This is a genomic window from Thermoplasmata archaeon (assembly GCA_035622275.1).
GTDB lineage: Archaea > Thermoplasmatota > Thermoplasmata > Lutacidiplasmatales > UBA184 > Lutacidiplasma.
Window position 1 is genome coordinate 229,172 of the sequence record DASPVQ010000020.1, and the last position, 17,866, is coordinate 247,037.

The 17,866-nt window shown below is 71.9% G+C and carries 23 protein-coding genes; 14 read left to right on the forward strand and 9 right to left on the reverse strand.

The annotated features are described in order from the left end of the window. Window positions 1-5: 5 nt before the first annotated feature. Window positions 6-662 (reverse strand): KEOPS complex kinase/ATPase Bud32, encoded by a 657-nt coding sequence (locus VEL82_06540; protein ID HXW67512.1) that lies wholly within the window; start codon window positions 660-662, stop codon window positions 6-8. 125 nt (window positions 663-787) lie between these two features. On the opposite strand from VEL82_06540, the gene VEL82_06545 reads away from it, so the two are divergent. Beyond that, the gene (locus VEL82_06545) at window positions 788-1,573 is read left to right on the forward strand and encodes an enoyl-CoA hydratase-related protein (protein HXW67513.1); all 786 of its coding nucleotides are present in this window, start codon (window positions 788-790) and stop codon (window positions 1,571-1,573) included. 3 nt (window positions 1,574-1,576) lie between these two features. Next, the gene (locus tag VEL82_06550; protein ID HXW67514.1) at window positions 1,577-2,770 is read left to right on the forward strand and encodes an acyl-CoA dehydrogenase family protein; all 1,194 of its coding nucleotides are present in this window, start codon (window positions 1,577-1,579) and stop codon (window positions 2,768-2,770) included. On the opposite strand, the gene VEL82_06555 is transcribed toward VEL82_06550, so the two are convergent. The 7 genes from VEL82_06555 to VEL82_06585 form a co-directional block, all read right to left on the reverse strand. Next, entirely contained in the window at window positions 2,751-4,481 is a 1,731-nt protein-coding gene (locus VEL82_06555; GenBank protein HXW67515.1) for a long-chain fatty acid--CoA ligase, read from the reverse strand. The two genes, VEL82_06550 and VEL82_06555, sit on opposite strands and share 20 nt — an antisense overlap. Continuing rightward, complete coding sequence (locus VEL82_06560) at window positions 4,478-4,882, reverse strand: OB-fold domain-containing protein (GenBank protein ID HXW67516.1); 405 nt, start codon at window positions 4,880-4,882, stop codon at window positions 4,478-4,480. The genes VEL82_06555 and VEL82_06560 overlap by 4 nt, the downstream gene beginning before the upstream one ends. A gap of 14 nt (window positions 4,883-4,896) precedes the next feature. Then, a complete protein-coding gene (locus VEL82_06565) occupies window positions 4,897-6,051 on the reverse strand; it encodes a thiolase domain-containing protein (protein HXW67517.1) in 1,155 nt (384 codons plus the stop codon). A gap of 40 nt (window positions 6,052-6,091) precedes the next feature. After that, on the reverse strand, window positions 6,092-6,394 hold the full coding sequence (locus VEL82_06570; GenBank protein HXW67518.1) for a hypothetical protein: 303 nt from the start codon (window positions 6,392-6,394) through the stop codon (window positions 6,092-6,094). 87 nt (window positions 6,395-6,481) lie between these two features. Beyond that, on the reverse strand, window positions 6,482-7,126 hold the full coding sequence (locus VEL82_06575) for a hypothetical protein (protein HXW67519.1): 645 nt from the start codon (window positions 7,124-7,126) through the stop codon (window positions 6,482-6,484). Window positions 7,127-7,222: 96 nt separating this feature from the next. Beyond that, window positions 7,223-7,849, reverse strand: a complete 627-nt coding sequence (locus VEL82_06580; protein ID HXW67520.1) for a hypothetical protein — start codon at window positions 7,847-7,849, stop codon at window positions 7,223-7,225. A gap of 58 nt (window positions 7,850-7,907) precedes the next feature. Next, window positions 7,908-8,330 (reverse strand): VOC family protein, encoded by a 423-nt coding sequence (locus tag VEL82_06585; protein ID HXW67521.1) that lies wholly within the window; start codon window positions 8,328-8,330, stop codon window positions 7,908-7,910. 85 nt (window positions 8,331-8,415) lie between these two features. On the opposite strand from VEL82_06585, the gene VEL82_06590 reads away from it, so the two are divergent. The 11 genes from VEL82_06590 to VEL82_06640 all read left to right on the forward strand — a co-directional run bounded on the left by VEL82_06590 (window position 8,416) and on the right by VEL82_06640 (window position 15,309). After that, window positions 8,416-9,237, forward strand: a complete 822-nt coding sequence (locus VEL82_06590; GenBank protein HXW67522.1) for an alpha/beta fold hydrolase — start codon at window positions 8,416-8,418, stop codon at window positions 9,235-9,237. Window positions 9,238-9,293: 56 nt separating this feature from the next. Beyond that, window positions 9,294-9,464 (forward strand): hypothetical protein, encoded by a 171-nt coding sequence (locus VEL82_06595; GenBank protein ID HXW67523.1) that lies wholly within the window; start codon window positions 9,294-9,296, stop codon window positions 9,462-9,464. A 2-nt stretch (window positions 9,465-9,466) separates the two neighbouring features. Next, window positions 9,467-10,129: an NUDIX domain-containing protein gene (locus tag VEL82_06600; GenBank protein HXW67524.1), complete on the forward strand. Its 663-nt coding sequence runs from the start codon at window positions 9,467-9,469 to the stop codon at window positions 10,127-10,129. Between the two features lie 43 nt (window positions 10,130-10,172). Then, window positions 10,173-10,388, forward strand: coding sequence for a hypothetical protein (locus VEL82_06605; GenBank protein HXW67525.1), 216 nt, complete (start codon window positions 10,173-10,175; stop codon window positions 10,386-10,388). 13 nt (window positions 10,389-10,401) lie between these two features. Continuing rightward, a complete protein-coding gene (locus VEL82_06610) occupies window positions 10,402-10,623 on the forward strand; it encodes a hypothetical protein (GenBank protein HXW67526.1) in 222 nt (73 codons plus the stop codon). Window positions 10,624-10,718: 95 nt separating this feature from the next. Continuing rightward, on the forward strand, window positions 10,719-11,267 hold the full coding sequence (locus VEL82_06615) for a TATA-box-binding protein (protein ID HXW67527.1): 549 nt from the start codon (window positions 10,719-10,721) through the stop codon (window positions 11,265-11,267). A gap of 25 nt (window positions 11,268-11,292) precedes the next feature. After that, window positions 11,293-12,165: a TatD family hydrolase gene (locus VEL82_06620; GenBank protein HXW67528.1), complete on the forward strand. Its 873-nt coding sequence runs from the start codon at window positions 11,293-11,295 to the stop codon at window positions 12,163-12,165. A 26-nt stretch (window positions 12,166-12,191) separates the two neighbouring features. Next, complete coding sequence (tmk, locus tag VEL82_06625; GenBank protein HXW67529.1) at window positions 12,192-12,809, forward strand: dTMP kinase; 618 nt, start codon at window positions 12,192-12,194, stop codon at window positions 12,807-12,809. Window positions 12,810-12,840: 31 nt separating this feature from the next. Continuing rightward, window positions 12,841-13,998, forward strand: coding sequence for an AAA family ATPase (locus VEL82_06630; protein ID HXW67530.1), 1,158 nt, complete (start codon window positions 12,841-12,843; stop codon window positions 13,996-13,998). A 24-nt stretch (window positions 13,999-14,022) separates the two neighbouring features. Then, entirely contained in the window at window positions 14,023-14,940 is a 918-nt protein-coding gene (gene lipA, locus VEL82_06635; GenBank protein ID HXW67531.1) for a lipoyl synthase, read from the forward strand. Window positions 14,941-14,943: 3 nt separating this feature from the next. After that, window positions 14,944-15,309 (forward strand): hypothetical protein, encoded by a 366-nt coding sequence (locus tag VEL82_06640; protein HXW67532.1) that lies wholly within the window; start codon window positions 14,944-14,946, stop codon window positions 15,307-15,309. Here VEL82_06640 and cca read toward each other — a convergent pair. Continuing rightward, entirely contained in the window at window positions 15,306-16,718 is a 1,413-nt protein-coding gene (cca, locus tag VEL82_06645; protein HXW67533.1) for a CCA tRNA nucleotidyltransferase, read from the reverse strand. The genes VEL82_06640 and cca overlap by 4 nt on opposite strands. Before the next feature lie 102 nt (window positions 16,719-16,820). Between cca and amrS the strand changes: the two genes are divergently transcribed. Further along, the coding region (amrS, locus tag VEL82_06650; protein HXW67534.1) for an AmmeMemoRadiSam system radical SAM enzyme at window positions 16,821-17,866 on the forward strand (1,046 nt) is incomplete at its 3' end.

The window sequence follows — 17,866 nt, forward strand, 5'->3', positions numbered from 1 at the left end:
CAGCGTCAGGCGTAGCGCACGCGGCCCTGGATCGCCTTCGCCCGCGCGCGCACCTCGGACGACCCGTCCGGGTTGCCGGAAACGTAGCCCTCGAGGAACGCCCGCACGAGCGCTTCCGCCTTGGGATGCAGCGCGCGCAGGTCCTCCTCCACCAGATGGAGGTCGATGCCCAGCTCCTCGAGCCCGGCGTTCTGCGCGCCCATGGAGAGGTCGATGAACGCCGGCGGCCCCTCCGGACCGTCCGGGAAGAGGACGTTCGAGCTCGTGAGGTCGCCGTGCGCGATGCCCGCGGCGTGGAGGGTGCCGAGCGCCGTACCGAAGGCGCGGACCGCGCGCGCGAGCGTCGCGGGCGATAGCGCGGCGTCCTCGAGCAGGCCCTTCAGCGTCGGCCCGTCGAGGCGCTCGAGGACGACGCGGTGGCGGGCGAGATCGAGGTCGTAGACGATCGGCGTGCGGACGCCGAGACGCCGGGCCTCGACGAGCAGGCGGACCTCGGTACGCGTCCGCTCGCGTCGCAGCCGCTCGTCGAGCGGCTTCGGCCGGTAGCCCTTCGCCTCGCGCTCCTTGAGGAGCGCTGAGAGGCCCATCCACTCGACCGCCCGAAGCGTGGCTTCTGCCCCCCGCGAGACCGCGGGACCGTCGGTCGCGTTCTTCGCCGCCACGAAGGCTCCCGGCCTGTGCGACGGGCACCCGCTATAAGACGGCTGGCGGCCCGCCCCACGCGCCGGCCCGACCCCGACCGGTCGGGTTATGAGCCGAGGCCCGTTCGACCCCGCGGTCGAACCGGATGACGGAAGGCGAACGGGTCGGACGCAAGAGCGAGGAGGACGGCGTCGAGATCCTGGTCCTGAAGAATCCGCCGGTCAACGCGCTCTCCACCGCCGTGATGGCGGACCTCGATCGTCGGGTCGCCGAGCTCGCCGCCGACCCCCAGGTCCGGGCCGTCGTCGTCACCGGTGACGGCCAGTACTTCAGCGCGGGCGCGGACGTGAAGGAGATGGCCTCGCTCGACCTCGGACAGGCCCCCGAGATCGCGCGCCGGGGCCTGGCCGTGTATGGCCGGCTCGCGGCCCTGAAGCCGCCGGTGATCGCGGCGATCAACGGACTCGCGGTGGGCGGTGGTCTCGAACTCGCCCTCGCCTGCGACCTGCGGGTCGCGGGCGAGTCGGCGAAGTTCGGCGCGCCGGAGGTGAGCCTGGGCCTGATCCCCGCCTACGGCGGCACCCAGCGCCTGCCCCGCCTCGTCGGCCTGGCGAAGGCGAAGGAGCTGATCCTCACCGGCGCGATGATCTCGGCCGCCGAGGCGCTGCGGATCGGGCTCGTCAACAAGACCGTCCCGGCGGGCCAGGAGCTGCGGGCCGCACGCGACCTCGCGCACACGATCGCGCAGCGGGCCCCGAGGTCGGTCCAGGCGGCCAAGCGCGCGATCGTGGAGGGCCTCGAGCTCGGCCTCGGCCCGGGTCTCGAGAACGAGAGCCGGCTGTTCGAGACGGAGGTGCTGCCGACGAACGATCTCGCCGAGGGGATCCTCGCGTTCGCCCAGCGGCGTCCGCCCAAGTTCACGGGGACCTAGGCGATGCCGATCGACTTCTCGTTCACCGCCGACCAGGAGGCGTTCCGCGACGCGGTGCGGACCTTCCTCGCCAAGGAGGTCGCGCCGGTCGTCGCCGAGATGGACGAGCGCGAGGAGTTCCCGCGCGCGAGCGTTGCCAAGATGCAGGCCGAGGGGTATTTCGGCGTCCCGATCCCGGAGGAGTACGGAGGGCTCGGTCTCGGCAAGGTTGGCTACTGCCTGTTCCTCGAAGAGCTCGGGCGCGTCGACGCCTCCCACGGGGTGATCGTCGGCGCCCACACCTCCCTCGGGATGACCCCGCTGCTCTACTACGGCACCGAGGAGCAGAAGCGCCGCTGGCTGGTGCCCGCGGCGAAGGGCGAGAAGCTCCTCGCCTTCAGCCTCACCGAGCCGGGCTCGGGCAGCGATTCCGGCGCCGTCCACACCGTCGCCGAGCGCGACGGTGACGGGTGGGTGATCACGGGCAACAAGATCTACGTCTCGAACGGCCGCGAGGCCGATGCGATCATCCTGATGGCCGGCAACGACGTCAAGCTCGGCCCGAACGGGGGCGTCACCGCCTTCGTCGTCGACGCCGGGCTCGCGGGCTTCTCGGTGGGCCGATGCGAGAAGAAGATGGGCCTGCACGGGACGTCGACGGCCGAGCTGATCCTCGACCACGTGCACGTCGGGCCCGAGGCGGTCCTCGGCGAGGTAGGGAAGGGCTTCTCGATCGCGATGACCGCGCTCGACGTCGGCCGCGTCTCGCTCGGCGCGGCCTCGCTCGGCGGCATGCAGGCCGCGACCGCGCAGGCGCTCGAGTTCTCCAAGAACCGGACCCAGTTCGGCCTGCCGATCAGCGAGTACCAGGCGATCCAGTTCAAGCTCGCGGACATGGCGATGAAGATCCACGCGCTGCGTTTCATGGTCTACCACGCCGCGGCCCAGCAGGACCGGCTCGGTACGAACCCGAAGGCGTGGGGCCGCCTCGAGCGGGCCCAGAAGACCCGGGACGCGGCGACCGTGAAGTGCCTGGCCTCGGAGTGGGCGAGCGACGTGATCGACCAGGCGCTGCAGATCCACGGCGGACTCGGCTACATCCGGGGCACGCCGATCGAGCGGGCCTACCGCGACGCCCGGATCAGCGAGATCTTCGAGGGGACGAACGAGATCCAGCGCCTCGTGGTCTCGCGCGACCTCATCGCGCGGGGGCCGTAGCCGGCGCGGGCGAGCCGGTCGCGGCGACCGGCACCGCGTCCTCGCCCCGCAATACGCGCCGCAGGACCTTCTGTACGCCGCTGCGCGGCAGCGCGTCCCGGAACTCGACCGCCCTCGGGGCCTTGTAGTGCGCGATGCGCTCTCGCACGAAGGTGATCAGCTCGTCGGCCGACGGGTGCGTGCCGGGTTTCGCGACGACGAACGCCTTGACCGCCTCGCCGCGCTCGGGGTCCGCCATGCCGACGACCGCGACGTCCTGCACCGCGGGATGCTGGAAGAGGATCTCCTCCACCTCGCGGGGCCAGACCTTCATGCCGCCGACGTTGATCATGTCCTTCTTGCGGTCGACGATGTAGGCGTAGCCGTCCGCGTCCAGACGCGCCACGTCGCCGGTGCGGAGCCATCCGCCGCGGAGCACGGCGGCCGTCTCCTCGGGGTGGCCGAAGTAGCCGACCATCACCTGGGGACCGCGCACCTCGAGCTCGCCGACCTCCCCGGGCGCGAGCGCCTGGCCCCCGGTCTCGAGGTCGACCACCCGGTGGTCCGTCGAGGGCAGCGGCAGGCCGATCGAGCCCGGCCGCTGCTCGCCGGTCGGCGGATTCGCGTGGGTCACGGGGGACGCCTCGCTGAGCCCGTAGCCCTCGATCAGCTTGCCACCGGTGAGCGCCTCGAACTTCTTCTTCACCTCGAGCGGCAGCGGCGCCGAGCCCGACAGGCAGTAGCGGATCGAGTGGATCCGGTGCCGGCCGACATCCGGCTGGTTCGCGAAGGCGTTGTAGAGGGCCGGGACGCCGGGGAACTCCGTCGGCTGGTAGCGGTCGATCAGCCGGAGCGCCTCGCGGATCTCGGGTCGGGTCTGGATGACGATCGTCGCGCCGTCCGCGAGGCCCATCAGGAGCGCGACCGTGAGGCCGTAGATGTGGAAGAACGGGATGGAGGCGAGGATGACGTCCTCGCCCGGTCGCCGCGTCGTGTTCCAGGCGATCGACTGCCGCACGTTGGCGACGAGGTTGCGGTGCGAGAGCATCGCGGCCTTCGGCACCCCGGTGGTCCCGCCGGTGTACTGGTAGACCGCGACCGTCGTCGCCGGGTCCGCCCGGAACAGGTCGACCGACCCCTGGGTGCGGCGGGCGCTCGCGTAGGGCTGGATCCACGGCTCCACCGGCAGGTCGGTCGGAAGGTGCTGGCGCTGGAGGACACGGTTGACGAACGGCCGCAGGTACCACGGGTAGAACTCGCGCAGGCGCCCGAGGAAGACCACCGGCACCGGGTAGTCGGCCCGTATCTTCGCGACGTTGGGGTACAGGATCTCGAGCGTCACGAGCGCCTTGGGCCCGGCGTCCCGCAGGAGGCGCGACAGGTCGACCCCCAGGTAGAGCGGGCTCACCTGGACCACGATCGCGCCGAGACGGAGCGTCGCGAGCAGCGCGACCGGGTACAGCGGACAGTTCGGCAGGTAGAGCGCGACGCGGTCTCCGGGGCCGATCCCGTTCTGGCGCAGCGCGGCCGCGAAGCGCTCCGACTCCTCCCAGAGCTGCCGGTAGCTCCAGCGCCGGCCATAGTAGACGAGGGCGCTGCGGTTCGGCCAGGCGCGGACCGACGCGGCGACCATCTCGCTGAGCATCTCGTCGGGCACGTCGACCGTCGGCGGGACTTCCGGCGGGTAGTGCCGGAGCCAGACGCGATCGACCTCGGCGGCCGGCGCGCTCATGTCGCAGCGCCCCCGTCCTTCGCGAACTGGACGCCGGGCCGGTAGCTCGGCACGAAGTGCACCCGATCGCCGATCGCGATCTGCCGGTCCTCCTTCACGCTCGGCATCCACCCGGTGATCCGACCCCCCTCGTCGAGCTCCACGACCACGTAAGCGTACGGTGCGTCGTTCAGGAAGTCGTCTCCCGGGACCGTGAGCACCGTGAACGCGATGATCGTCCCCCGGCCGGAGAGCGTCGCCTCGGTCCGATCGCGCTCGCCACAGCGGGGGCACCGGAGTCCCCAGGTCGCGGTGAGCAGGCCGCAGTGGGCGCAGCGGAAGCCCCGCAGGGTCCCGTCCTCCTCGTAGGCGCGCACGAAGTCGGCGATCGTGTGCGGCGCCGCGGGTAGCTCGTCGGACATGCGGCCCGGAGCGCCTACCGGCGGGAGAAGATGTGCACCGAGCAGGAGCCGCCCGTCGCCCCGACGTTGTGCGCGAGGGCGGTCTCGGCGCGGGGGACCTGGCGTCCGCCCGCCCGGCCGTTGAATTGCTCGAAGATCTCCACGACCTGGCTGGCGCCCGTGGCGCTCACCGGGTGGCCCTTGGCCTTCAGCCCGCCGGACGGATTGACGGGCAGCCGACCGTCGTGGGCCGTCGTCCCGTCGACCTCGGCCGCCCCAGCGCTGCCGCGGGGGAAGAACCCGAGGTCCTCGAGCGCGAACAGCTCGGCGATCGTGAAGCAGTCGTGGACCTCCAAAAAGTCGATGTCCTTCGGCGTGAGCCCCGCCTGCCGGAACGCCTTCGTGGCGGCCGTGCGGGTGGCCGGAAGTCCGAGGAGATCCGGGCGGTCCTGCATCTCCGTGATCGACCCGGAGCGTGCCGAGGCGCGGATGACGAGCGGCTCGTTCGCCGGCGACCGGACCGCCTCCCTCGCGGCGACGACGACCGCCGCCGCCCCGTCCGAGAACGGACAGCAGTCGTACAGGCGCAGCGGGGAGGCGATCATCGGGGAGCGCAGGTACGTCTCCATCGAGATCTCCTTCTGGAACTGGGCGTGCGGATTCCGCGCCGCGTTGGCGTGGTTCTTGATCGCGACCGAGCCGAGCACCTCGGGCCTCATCGGGAAGCGATGCTGGTAGGCGTTGGCCAGGGTCGCGTAGAGGCCGGGGAACGTCGCGCCGTTCCGCGTCTCGAACGCGTAGTCGGCGGCCTCGGCGAAGTAGCTGGTCGCCGTCAGGGTGTCGAGCTGCGAGAGCTTCTCAACCCCGACGACGAGCGCCGCGTCCGTGAAACCCCCCGCGACGTGGACGAACGCCTCGTGGAGGGCCGCGCTCGACGACGAGCACGCGGACTCGATGGTGCATGACGGAACGTCCGGGATCCCGAGCCCGCCGTTGATCAGCGGTCCGACGTGGCCCTGCTTCTCGGTGAGCCCGAAGCAGTTCGAGACGAACGTGTAGCCGATATCCTTCGGCTCGAGCCCGGAATCGCGGATCGCCTCGAGCGCGACCCGCGTCGCGGCCTCCCGGCCCGTCTCGGCCATCTTGCCGAAACGGTTCGACGCCGCGCCGACGACCCACGTCTCGCGCATCCGCTCCTCCGTCCATCCGAGCGCGAGCGAGGCCTTTAGGCTAGCCGGTTGCGCGCCCCCGCTCGCCGGCGGCTTCCGTCCCGGGAAGCCCGAGCAAGGCACGCAGGCGTTCGAACGCTCGCGTTGCTGCGGCCGCGTCGCGCGTCTTGAACAGGATGCGTCCGCTGCGGCTGATCGTCGCCTCGGGGTCGGTGGCCGCGAGCAGCATCACGCGCGCATCGACCACCGCGATGCCCTCCGCTTCGAGGGTCCGACGGACCCGATCCAGATTCAGTCGCAGCGCCGGATGCGGGACCGCCTCGTATCCACCGCCGCCCGAGCAGATCCGCAGCGACCGGTACATCGCGGCCCTCAGCCGGCGCGCTGGCCCGGCGTCAAGGATCCGATCCCGCTCGTCGCGGGCCGGCGGACTCGGTCCGGTCGCGCGGGACTATACGTACTGCTTGCAGTCGTAGCAGTAGTAGCGTCCGTACTGGGGGACGTAGGTGGTCGGCTTTCCGCAGGTCCCGCAGAACGGTGCCGCCTGGGCGCCCGGAGGCGGAGCCGCCGGCGGCGCAGCCGCCGTGGGAGCGGGCGCCGGTGCCGGCGCCGGTGGGGCGCCCCACGCAGGGGGCGCGCCGGGCGGAGGCATCTGGCCGCTCGCCATCGCGCGGGACTGGTTGATCAGCGGGTCGAACTTCAGGTACGCGATCAGCAGGATCACGCCGAGGATGATCCCGAAGATGAAGCCCAGGATCATCCAGAGCAGCGTCTGGGACTTGGCCGCCTCGTACTGGTGGCTGTTGACCTTGGCCTCGATCTGCTTGGTCTGGGTCCAGACGAGGAAGAGGAACACGCCCGCGATCGCGAGGTAAATGGCCGGGATCAGCGCGCCGGCGATCGCTCCGCCACAGTAGGGGTCGAAGCCGATGTAGGTCGCACAGATGCTGGCGAGGTACGCGATCCATGCGACGTAGGCAATGCCTCCGATCAGCAGCAGAATGCCGAAGATCAGCGCGAGCAATCGCGCAATGTGCAGCATCGAGCGGATCGACTGCGCTTCGGCGGGCTCTTGGTATCCCATCGCGTTCAGCATCGCGAACTCTCCGTAAGGGCGAGGGGGGGACCCATCCGCCGCCTACTTAAACGTAGCGAATTTTTCGCGCCCCGGCCTTTCGCGCGCGGCCCGTCGTCAAAGCACGACGGCCTTGCGGACGCAGTCATCGACGATCTGCTCGACGTCGAGGAGCTCCTCTTCTCGCACGATCTGGACGAGGTTCGAGCGGGTCGCGGGTCGGTCGGGGACGGCCTGGCAGCAGACGCCGGGGCGCGTCGAGATCCCGTAGGTGCCGATCTCCTTCGCCACGGCCTCGATCTCCTGCTTGTCGAAGCCGATGAGAGGCCGCACGATCGGGAGGCGCACGGCCACCGTCGCGCTGTGCATGTTCGACAGCGTCTGCGACGCGACCTGTCCGAGGGCCTCCCCCGTCACGAGGAAGGACGCGGCCTCGCGCTCGGCGACGCGTTCGGCCGACCGCCACATGAAGCGCCGGCAGAGCACGCAGCCCACGTGGCGATCGGTGGTCCGCATCAGCGTCGTCTGCGTCGAACCGTGGGGAACGACGTACAGCGGGATCGCCTGGCGGTAGCGCGCACGCAGCAGACCAAGGTGATCGACGACCTTCTCGAGCGGCGAGTCGTCGGTGAACGGCCGGTTGTCCATGTGGACGGCGAGCATCTCGTGGCCCTGGCGGAGCAGGAGGTCGAGCGCCACCGGCGAGTCGATGCCGCCGCTCATCAACATCACGCCTCGCGCCATCGACGCCGAATATCGCGACCCCGTTCTTTAGACCATCCGTGCCCGCACGGACCTCGGCCTAATCGGGGACCGGGCCGAAGAACTCGATCCAGTTGCCGTCCGGGTCCCGGGCGTAGATGATGTTCTCGTATCGCTCCCGGATGCGCGCGACGATCGGGAGTCCCTGGCGCCGCAGGCGGCGCTCACAGGCCGCGACGTCCGACACGCGGAAGCCGAGGTGGTCGAATTCCGAGCCCCGACGGAACGGCTCGAAGAATCGGGTCCTGCGCGGGTAGAAGTTGAGCTCGAGCCGCTGGGCGGCACCGGGGAACGACAGGTGCACCCAGCGTCCGCCGTGCTCCATGCGGCCGCGGCGGTGGACCCGAAAGCCAAGCCGCCGGTAGAATCGAAGCGACCGCGGCAGATCGCGGACGCGAAGGCCGGCGTAAACGAACTGCACCTTCAATCGCGGCACGACCGCGCGAGAGCTCCAGCGTCCCATAACCCTGAGCGCTCGCCGCCGCGGACGCCCGTCACGGGAACTGCCCCGGCGCGACGGGTAAATACGGAGGCCCGGTCGGCGCGCGGTGACCGACGCACCGAGCGCACCGGTCGCGCTCTTCGCACGCGACGAGGGAAAGGGTGCCCCCCTGCTGCTGCTCCACACGGTCGGCGGGAGCCACGCCGTCTGGGACGGGGTGCTTCCGGTCCTTGCCCGCGACCTTCGGGTCCTGGCGCCGGACCTGCGGGGGCACGGCCGGTCGCCCCTTCCCGACGGAGCGGGATTCTCGTTCGAGGAACTCGAGGGAGACCTGCTCGCGCTGCTCGACGCCAAGGGCATCGAGTCCGCCTATGTCGTCGGGCTCTCCGGCGGGGCGCTCCTCGCGTTACGATTGACGCTCGATCACCCCGAGCGGGTCCGGGGGCTCGTGATGGTGAGCGGCGCGGCCTACACCGACAACCACACGCGCGCGATCACCCAGCGGTGGGCCGACACGCTGGAGAAGGAGGGGCGCGACGCGCTCGGCCTTCGGATGCTGAAGGATCTGTACTATCCGGACTGGATCGAGGCGCACCTCGACTTCGCCGACACCGTGCGCGCGGCGGTGATGCGGCAGGACCTTGCTCCCACGACGCGATGGGCGGGCGCGATGGAGCGCTTCGACGAACGCGCCCGGATCGCGAGCGTGGCGCGGCCGACCCTGATCGTCCAGGCGATGGACGACCAGGTCGTCGACGCGTCACACGGTCGCATCCTGCGCCAGTCGATCCCGGACTCCCAGATCCGCATCCTGCCGCAGACCGGGCACATGGTCCCTATCGAGCGGCCGGAGGAGACGAGCGCGGCGGTGGCCGAGTTCGTCCGGGTCGTCGAGGCCCGGCGGAGCACGGGGCCGCGATCCACGTGAACCCGGCGACGGCCCGCGCCGTCGGGCTTATGAGGCGCCCGGCGAATCGGGCGGTGATGGCCGACGACGCGGCGGAGATGGCCGAGCGGCTGGAACAGCTGGAAAAGGACCTCAAGGATCTGCGCGCTCGACTCGCGGTCCTCGAGCGCCAGCTCGATCCTCGTTCGGAGCACCCGTCGGACCGCCAGGCCGTGCGCGAGAAGGTCGCCTACGACTGGCAGGCCTGATCGTGGCGGGGCCGGCCGTCGCCGCGGACGGCGCCGCGCCCCGGACGATCGCGGGCCTGCTCGGGCGCCACGCCGACACCTCGCCACCCGTCGGGACCGCGGGGGCTTCGGTAACGATCGTCCTCCGGCAGGGCCGGGTCGAGGTCGAGGTTCTCCTGATCGAGCGAACGGAACGGACGACCGACCCCGCCTCCGGCCAGGTCGCCCTGCCGGGGGGGCACGTGGAGGAGGTGGACTCTTCGCTGGCCCGGACCGCGCTCCGGGAGCTCGACGAGGAGGTGGGCCTCGCGGAGTCCGACCTTGCGGGCCCGATCCGCTACGTCGAGACGAAGGACGCCCCCCGCTTCCGCCTGGCGGTGGCCGTGTTCGCCGCGGAGCTCGGGGCGGATTCGGGCCCTCCCTCCGCTCGCAGCCGCGACGAGGTCGCCCACATCTTTTGGCTGCCACGCTCGGCCCTCGCCGCCACCCGCCGCGTACCCCGGGACACCACGCTCGGGTGGATCGACGTCAGCGCCACGGTCTACGAGGGTCACGTGCTGTGGGGGTTCACCCGACGCGTGCTGCGGGACTTCTTCGCGTTGCCCGCCGAGGACGAGCTGGTCGGGCTCCCCTTCGCGCCACGGCGCACCACCGAGGGCGGGGCCGTTCCCGGCGCGGGTTCCTGAGCTTCGGCCGGGATCTCATCTACCCGTCCGGACTCCTCGGCGCGTGCCGTGGACTCGCACGATCCACCTGACCTGCCCGAAGTGCGCTACCGGCTTCGACTTCGAGTTCATCCCGGGCGCCTCGCTCACCGGCCTTCGGCTGGGGAGCTCGCGCTACATGCGCTGCCCCATCTGCCGCCGATTCTCCGTCTTCCCGATGCACCCGGCCGAGGCGAGCCCGCCGACTCTCTCCCAGGAGACGCCGCCGACCGCCCGGTGATCCGCGGCCGAAGATGCCCGAGACCTCGGATGCCCCGCCGCGATTCAGTGACGCCCGGGTCACGGTGCGCTGGGTCCTGCGGCTGATCGTGCCGATCGTGGTGATCACGACGCTCGTGGCGGTCGAGTTCCCGAGGCCGGCGGTCGCCGTCGGCGCCGCGGTGACGGTCGTGGGGTCGCTCGTGGCGATCCTCGCGTTCGGGCTGTGGCGCGTCCGCCTCCCGCGCACCCGGTGACGCGGCTCGCCCGGGGTGCCGGAGTCGCCCGGTGCGGCCCAAAAATCGCGGAGCATTTATATACCACTTTATATACTCCCGCGCCGGGGATATCGTTGGTGAAGATTCGAATCGAGAACGTGGTCGCGTCGACGTCCCTCGGCGACGAGCTCGACCTGCAGTCGATCGCGCTCGGGCTCGACGGCGCGGAATACGAGCCCGAACAGTTCCCCGGGCTCATCTATCGGCTGAAGCAGCCGAAGACCGCGATCCTGCTGTTCCGCTCGGGCAAGGTCGTCTGCACCGGCGCGAAGAGCATGCACGAGGTCGAGGAGTCGATCCGAACGGTCGCCGCCCAGATCAAGAAGGGCGGTCAGAAGATCAACATGCACCCGAAGATCGAGGTCCAGAACATCGTCGCGAGTTCCGATCTCGAGAGCGAGATCAACCTCAACGCGATCGCCGTAACGCTCGGCCTCGACCGGGTCGAGTACGAGCCGGAGCAGTTCCCCGGCCTCGTGTGCCGGATCGACGAGCCCCGGGTGGTCGTCCTGCTGTTCGGCAGCGGCAAGCTCGTCTGCACGGGCGCGCGCAAGCCGTCCGACGTCGAGGTCGCCGTCAAGAAGATCACCAAGGAGCTCCAGGGCGCGGGTCTCCTGCGCTAGGCCGGGGCGCACGGGGACGGCCGGGGTGCCGCTACCGGACGGCCTTCCGGTCGTCGACCACCACTGCCATCTCTCCCCGCACGGCGAGGGGGTCGCCGCGGCCCGCCGGTTTCGGGCTGCGGGCGGAACCCACCTGTTCCTCGCCACCCAGAACTATACCGGAAGCGTTGCGCGCTCGCTCGACGACTACGCCGGGCAGTTCGAGACCACAATCCGCCTCGCCGCGCGGGTTCGCGCGGACGCAGGCGTCGTCGCCTACCCCGTCGTCGCACCGTACCCGGTCGACCTCGTGGAGCAGGCCCGGACGATCGGCCTCGCCGAGGCCGAAGCGCTGCACCGGTCCGCGCTCGATCTCGCGGGCCGCGCGGTAGCGGAAGGCCGCGCCGTCGCCATCGGCGAGGTCGGCCGCGCCCACTTCCCGGTCAACGCGGCGATCGCGGCGGCGCTCGACCGGGTCCTGGACCATGCCCTCGCCGTGGCCCGCGACGCCCGCTGCCCGGCGATCCTCCACAGCGAGGACCTCGACGCGGCCGGCTACCGCGAGCTGGCGACGCGAGCACGAGGGGTCGGCCTTCGGCCCGAGCGGGTCGTCAAGCATTACGCCCGCGGCCGAGTGCCGACGCCGCTGCGCGACGGCCTCGTCCCGTCGTACCTCGCCGCTCGGGATCTCGTGGGCGAGGTCGTCGGAGATCCGGCGCCGTGGTTCCTGGAGACCGATTTTCTCGACGATCCCCGCCGGCCGGGAGCCGTGCTCGACCTCGCCACGGTCCCACGGCGCGCCCGGGCGATCGCCGAAGGCACCCCCGGCGGGGCGGAACGCCTGGTCGTGCCGTTCGTGGAGTCGATCGCGCGGGTGTATGGCCTCGACCTGGAGGCGCCGCGGGAGCGGGGACCCTGACGCCGTCGCCGCGCCCGCGCGGACGATTGATCGCGATCGAGGGGATCGACGGCTCGGGGAAGAGCACCCTCGTTCGCGCGCTCGCGCGCCGCCTGCGGCGGCGCGGCTGGTCGGTCGCCCGACGGCACGAACCGGCCGACCCCTCGCTCGGGGTCCTCGCCCAGCGCGCCGGCGTGCTCGACCCGTGGACCGCCGGCGTCTACTTCACGATCGACCGGTTCGCGGCGCGCCGGGCCCTGGCGCGCGACCTCGCCCGTCACGACGTGGTGATCGCGGACCGATCGTTCTACTCGACCCTCGCCTATCAGGGCTCCGCGCTCCCGCCCCGGGACCGCCACCGCCTGGAGCGCCTGCAGCGGCTCGCAACCGTGCCGCCCGACCGGGTGGTCCTGCTCGATCTGGAGCCGGCCGACGCGCTGCGTCGCGTCGGCGGGCGGGCCGGGCGCCGCGGGCCACTCGAGCGACGCCGGCGGCTCGAGCGCGCCCGACGGGAGTACCGACGCCTCGCTTCGCGTGGGCGATGGATCGTCCTGGACGCCCGCGCGTCCCCGAGCGACCTCGCGCGTACGCTCACGGAGCGGCTCGTCCCCGGGCTGCCCCCGCCGTCCGGTCCGCGCCGGCCCGGAGCCCGACGGCGAAGCTGATATTGCCCACGCGGGTCGGGGACCGCGCCCCATGAGCCCGCCCGCGTCGCTGTTCCTCGCCGAGGAGACGCTCGATCCGTCGTTCCTGCCCGCTCGTCTTCCGCACCGCGAGACCGAGCGCGCCCTGCTCGACCGTCGCTTCCGCGCGAGCCTCGCGAAGGGGCTCGCCTACCACGCGCTGGTGACCGGGGGCGTGGGAAGCGGAAAGACCGCGCTGGTGCGACGCGTCGCGGCGGATCTCGAGAAGGCCGGTCGGCTGGCGGACCTCCCCGTGCGCTCGGTCTACATCAACTGCTGGCGTCGCGCGAGCGACCGGACGGTGATGCTCGACCTGCTGCGCAGCGTGCACGTCTCGCTGCCCGACCGGGGCTACAGCCTGTCGGAGATGATCGACGTCTTCGAGCAGGGTCTGCGGCGCAGCCCGCAGCACCTAGTCGTCCTGCTCGACGAGGCGGCGTCGCTCGTCCGCCAGGAGACCCGGCTCGTCTACCTCCTCTCGCGCTCGCGCGAGGTCGAGCTCGGCTCGATCTCCCTGGTGCTGGTCGCGGTCGAAGACCTGTTCCCGTACCTCGACGCCCCGAGCCGCTCGAGCTTCGGGGTCACGCACCGGCTCGCCCTCGCCCCGTACGACCGGACGGCCCTCACCGACATCCTGGAGGAGCGGGCGCGCCTGGCGCTCAGACCGGGCCGCGTGGAGCGCGAGGTCCTCGATCAGGTCGCCCGCATCGCGGCGCCCAACGGCGACGCCCGCTTCGCGCTCGAGATCCTCGCCGGCGCGGCCCACGCCGCCGAGGACGCCGCCGCGGAGGCGATCACCCCCGAGCACGTCCGACGGGCGAAGGGCTCGCTGCTCCCGACCCTCGCCGAAACGCATCTCGAGGCGCTGAGCACGAACCAGCTCAGCGTGCTGCTCGCGCTCAGCCGGTCGTTGAAGCGCCGCGGCGCCGCGGTCGCCAGCCAGAAGCTCCGGGCGACCCACGCCGCGCTCGTCGAGGAGCTGGGCGCGCCGACGATGAGCCGGACCACGTTCTGGCGGACCCTGAAGGAGCTCGAGCGCGAGGGCCTCGTGACGCTCGACGCCGGCGATTCCGGCGAGTCGAGCCAGGTCGGCATGGACGAGCTGCCCGCCAGCCTGTTGACCACGCTCCTCGAGGAGCGGACCGGCGGCGCCCGGTCGCGCAAACGCTAAACCGCGAGCCCCTGTCGGCGGGCGGTGGCGACGGTTTCGCTCGCGGCATCGCCGATCCGGCCGGCGCACGGCCTGCCCGCGTGGATCCGCACACGGCCCCCCCACGGCGACCGCTACCCCGAGGTCCGGGAGATCCTCGCGCGCGAGCGGCTGGGGACCGTCTGCCGCGAGGCGCGATGTCCGAACCTAGCGGAATGCTGGTCGTCCGGCACGGCCACGCTGATGTTGCTCGGCACCGACTGCACGCGGCGCTGCGGCTTCTGTGCCGTCACGACGCGCTGGCCGCGGGGGCTCGTCGACCCCAGCGAGCCCGAACGGGTGGCGGCGGCCGTACACGACTGGGGCCTGCGGTACGTCGTTCTCACGCAGGTCTGCCGCGACGATCTTGAGGACGGCGGCGCTCGGGTCCTCGCGGACACGGTACGCGCGCTGCGCCGCACCTCCCCCGGCGTCCGCGTCGAGCTGCTGATCGGCGACCTCGGCGGCAGCGAGCGCTCGCTCGAGAGCCTCGTCGTCGACCCGCCGGACGTGCTCGCCCACAACCTCGAAACGGTCCGATCGCTCAGCTCCCGGGTCCGGGACCGGCGGGCCGGCTACGAGCGCTCGCTCGAGGTGCTCGCGCGGGTCCGCGAGCTCGGCCCGCCCGGGCTCGTGACGAAGAGCTCGATCATGCTCGGCCTCGGCGAGGGGCGGCCGGAGCTCCAGCAGGCGTTCGTCGACCTGCGGCGGGCCGACGTCGATCTGCTCACGCTCGGCCAGTACCTGCGGCCGAGCGCGGCCCACCTACCGGTCGCGCGGTACGTCCCGCCGGAGGAGTTCGCCCAGCTCCGGAGGGAGGCGCTCGACGTGGGCTTCGCCGGCGTCGAGGCCGGCCCGATGGTCCGCAGCTCCTACCACGCCGAGGAGCTCTTCTGGGACGGACGGCGCCGCCGAGGGGGTTAGGCGATGGCGAAGAAGGCCCGGCGCAAGCTCGAGGAAGAGGAGGAGGAGGCGTTCGAGTTCCCGGTGTTCGACGAGGCCGCGTTCGCGAGGAAGGAGTTCGAGCTCGGTACCGGGTTGATCCTCGCAGGCCTCCTGACGGTGATCCTCGGGGTGCTCGGCTGGATCCTGACCGCGAGCGGCCTGCCCTGGTTCGCGCCGCTCGTCGTCGGCCTCGCCGTGATCGCGGCCAGCCCGTTCCTGATCGGCCGGCTGCGCACCCTGTCGAGCCAGTTCACCAAGGGCGACTGGGCCGGCCTGATCGTGCTCGAGTTCTTCGGCTTCCTCGCGCTCTGGTTCCTGCTGCTCAACATCGCGCCGCGGGCGATCTAGTCCGGGACGAGCCAGGGCAGGCGCTTATCCAATAGCTCCCGCAGGGCCGCCTCGAGCGCGGGGGAGTCCGGCGCCCCGGCGAGCGGGTGGACCTCGACGCGCGACGGGTCGCTGGGCGTGAGGTCTCGGCCGAGCGACAGCCGCGGGAGGATCGCGCGGATCACGGTCTCGACCTCCCGGTCCGCCCGCAGCGTCTCGACGCCGAGGCTACCATCGGCGCGCACGAACGGTCCCTGCACCACCGGCGCCTCCGGTCGAGTCCACTTCTCGAGGAAGTGGCCGACCCGGTCCAGCCCCGGCGGCGGTCCTTCCTGGTGGCGCACCGCCGAGCGGCGGGCGTGGGCTACCTCGAGCACGACGAGGACGTGCTCGGGTCCGACGACGCTGGAGGAGCCGAGGACCTCGAAGCCGCTCCGAGCGATCTCCTGGACGATCGCGCGCTCGGCCTTGCGGACCTGCGGGTAGAGCGTATCGTCGACGAGGTCGGGGCGGGGCAGGCGCACGACGCTCGCGTGGCTCGCCCGCGCCTCGAGCCGACGGAGGGCCTCGGCGCGGCGCAGCGGAGGGGGGGACTGGGGCGAGAAGAACGCCTCGCTCGGCGCCGCGAGGTAGGCGGACGCGGCGAGCACCACGAGGGCGAGGTTGCGGCGGGCGAGCGCGCTCGCCACGTTGCGATTCGGGTCGACCGGATCGGCGAGGATCAGCGCCACGTCGGCGGGCAGCCGCGGGGGCCGGGGGCCGCCGTCCGTGAGGTCCACGGGGAGCCGCCAGAGCCGTGCGGCCTCGAGCAGGCGCCGCATCGAGCCGAACCGGAGCACGAGGAGCTCGACCAGGTACCCCGAGAACCCCTCGGTCTTCGCCTCGGAGCCGTAGACCCCGAGGCTGCGCAGGAACTCCTTCGCGAGCCGGACCTGGCTGACGAGCTCCGCCGTCTCCCGCTCCGCGAGGTACGCCTGGTGGAACGGCGTGCGATCGACCGGTGACAGGGGACGGGATGGGTCGCTCACGGCGAAGCCGGGGACCGCGTCGACCCGGAAGCCCTCGAACTCCCCCCGCAGGTACGGGTGCTCGGCGTATCGGGTCTCCGGCCGGGAGAGCACCGCCCGGCCGAGGGCGAGGCCCTCCTCGCGAAGCCGATCGCGCGAGAGCTCGGGCGGGAACAGCAGGAACAGGTCGAGATCGAGCCGGTCCGCGAGGAACGTTCCCCGGGCGGCGCTCCCGGCGACGAGCGCGCGGACGAGCGGGCTCCCGCGCTCCCGGGCGGCCGCCTCGACCCGACGAACGAGATCGGCGCGCACGCGCGCGACGCGCTCGAGGAGCTCTGGCGCGGGAGCGATCCGCTCCGCGACGCGACGCTCGATCGCCTCCGCCCCGGGGGCCGCCGACGGCGCGCTCGCACCTCCCGCCATCGGGGAACCGGACGCCCCTGGGGAAATGAACCTTCGGCCGGAGGGCCGGCGCCCGGGCACGCTTATGGGGGCCGCGCGACCTTAGGACACCGGAGGCTCTCCGTGTCGGCCGCCGCGCACGTCGCGAGCCTGTACACCCCACTCGATGGCGGGAAGGTCCGCTGCACGGCGTGTGCCCGGTACTGCACCATCCCCGATGGGTCCCACGGCTTCTGCTACGTCCGCAAGAACGAGGGAGGCCGACTGGTCCTGCTGTCCTACGGGCGCGCGGCGGCCCTGCAGATCGACCCCGTGGAGAAGAAGCCGCTCTCGCACTTCCACCCGGGCTCGCGCGTGTACTCGATCGGCACCGTTGGCTGCAACTGGCGCTGCCAGTACTGCCAGAACGCGGAGATCTCGCAGGAGCACGAGATCGTCGGACGGGAGCTGGCGCCCTCGACCGCCGCGCGGCAGGCCGTGCGGCTCGGGTGCGCGGGGATGACGTTCACCTACAACGAGCCGACGATCTTCGCGGAGTACGCGGTCGACCTGATGCACGAGGCCCACCGGGCGGGGCTGTTCGCGAACTTCGTCACGAACGGCTACATGACCCCGGAGGCGGTCGAGCTCCTCGCCCCCGAGCTGGACGCCATCAGCATCGACTTCAAAGGCAGCGGGGAGCCCGGCTTCATGCGGAAGTACATCAGCGCCAAGGGCCCGGAGCCGATCTTCGAGACCTCCGTGGCGCTCCAGGAGCGGGGCGTGCACGTCGAGATCACCGATCTCATCGTCCCCCAGGTCGGGGAGTCGGACGAGGCGACGCGCAAGCTCGCCCGCCACGTCGTCGACCGCCTCGGCCCGTCCACGCCGTTCCACCTGCTGAAGTTCCACCCGGACTACCACATGATGGACCTCCCCGAGACCCCCGTGAAGACCCTCGAACGCCTCCACGCCGTCGCGAAGGCCGAAGGGCTGGAGTACGTCTACCTCGGCAACGTCTGGGGCCACCCGCTCGAGCACACGTACTGCCCGGCGTGCGGGGCGGTCGCCGTCGAGAGGTTCGGCTTCACGATCCGCGCCTGGAACCTCGACGGCCAGAACCGGTGCGGGCGCTGCGGCCAGGCGATCCCGATCTTCGGGCGCCTCCCCGACGACTACGTGCCCGCCTT